The 1520-nt window shown below is 73.6% G+C and carries 1 protein-coding gene and 1 pseudogene; one reads left to right on the top strand and one right to left on the bottom strand.

Annotated features, from left to right (window positions below):
* Positions 1-141: 141 nt before the first annotated feature.
* Positions 142-1071 carry a LysR family transcriptional regulator gene (locus tag HUX53_RS36770; RefSeq protein ID WP_176407889.1) on the bottom strand — a complete coding sequence of 310 codons (930 nt, stop codon included), beginning with the start codon at positions 1069-1071 and terminating at the stop codon, positions 142-144.
* 157 nt (positions 1072-1228) lie between these two features.
* Between HUX53_RS36770 and HUX53_RS36765 the strand changes: the two are divergent.
* Positions 1229-1462, top strand: a pseudogene (locus tag HUX53_RS36765) (pyridoxal phosphate-dependent aminotransferase); the annotation flags it as partial.
* Positions 1463-1520 lie beyond the last annotated feature (58 nt).

Below are 1520 nucleotides of genomic sequence, written 5' to 3'. Positions count from 1 at the left end.
CCACCCTGCCGGTCAACTCTGCCAGCGCCTCGTCCCACGACACGACCTGATCGTAGGTGATAGGGGAAGTCACCCATGATCAACGGGCCGGCCAACCCAACAGTTTCAAGATCTGCGAATGTAGTACCGGTGGCTCGCCTCTTATCCGGGGTCGGCGGTCGCCGGCCGGACGTCCCTCGCGGCGGCGTAGATGGCGCGCAGCGTCACCGCCACCGACGGCCTGCGCACGCTCGCGGTGCGGGTGACGGCGTACACCTCGCGCGCGAGCGTGCATTCGGGGATGCGCCGCACCGCCACGCCCCGGTCGCCGGCCGCGAGCGCCAGCGCGGGCACCGCGGTGATGCCGATCCCCCGCGCGACCAGGCTGAGGATCGTGTGCAGCCCTTCGAACTCCCACGGCACGGGTCGGGCGCCGCCGACGGTGTCCAGCAGCCGCTCGACGGCCTGCCGGGACGGCTCGCCGGGCGGCGCGGCCATCCACGGCTCCTCGCGCAGCCGCTCCAGGTCGACCGGCCGGTCCGGGTCCGACATCGGGTGCGCCACCGGCACGACCAGGACGAGCGGGTCGCGGCGCAGGTGGAAGAACTCCAGCGCGGCGGGCGCCTGGTCGGGGACCTTGCCCGTCCAGTCGTCGATGAGCGCGATGTCGACCTCGCCGCTCTGCACCTGGCGGATGCCGGCGCCGGGCGCGGTCTGCCGCAGCACGAACGTCAGCCCGGGATGCTCGCCCAGGCTGCGCGCCAGCGCGGGCGCGAAGGCGACCGCGGCGGTCGGGAACGCGGTCACCACGATCCGCCCGGAGGGGGCGTCGGCCTGCGCCGACAGCTCCGCCTCGGCCGTCTCCACCAGGCCGAGGATCTCCTCGGCGCGCTCGGCGAGGCGGCGCCCGGCGTCGGTCAGCTCCGCGCTGCGGGCGGTGCGGTCCAGCAGCGGGACGCGGGCCTCCCGCTCGAGCGCGGCCAGCTGCTGGGAGACCGCCGAGGGGGTGTAGCCGAGCGCCGCGGCGGTCGCCGCGATGCTGCCGCGGCGGGCGAATTCGGCGAGCAACCGCAGGCGGCGCAGTTCGAGCATTAGTACATCTTACGGTAACCATCGATGAGACTCGCTTGTAATGATGCTTGCAGCGGGCAAGAGTAAGGGCGAGCCCGGCCGGGTCGCACAGGGGGATTCAACGGTTACTCACCGTTACGTCGTCCTGCCCTTTTTCGCACTGCCCTTTGGAGCATTGATGCCTGCTCAAAATCAGCCCGCGTCCGTCCGGCCACTGTCCTTCGCGCCCCGTCCCGTCGCGCTGTCGGCGACGCTCGCCGTCAACGAGGCGATCGCCCGCAAGCGCAGGGCGGGCGAGCGCGTGCTCCCCCTCGGCTTCGGGGAGGCCGGGATCCCGATACATCCGGCGCTGACCCGCGAGCTGGAGTCGGCCGCCGGCCGCGGCGCCTACGGCCCGGTCGCCGGCCCGGCGACGACCGCGGCAGGGTCGGTGGGCAGCCCGCGCCGCGCCCAGTAGCCGGCCGCGGCGG

It is taken from the genome of Actinomadura sp. BRA 177, from assembly GCF_013372625.1.
GTDB lineage: Bacteria > Actinomycetota > Actinomycetes > Streptosporangiales > Streptosporangiaceae > Spirillospora.
This window is presented reverse-complemented; position numbering and strand designations above follow the sequence as displayed.

Excerpts from the sequence above, each read along its gene's own strand:
- HUX53_RS36770 (WP_176407889.1), bottom strand. The coding sequence starts at position 1,071 with ATGCTCGAACTGCGCCGCCTGCGGTTGCTCGCCGAATTCGCCCGCCGC.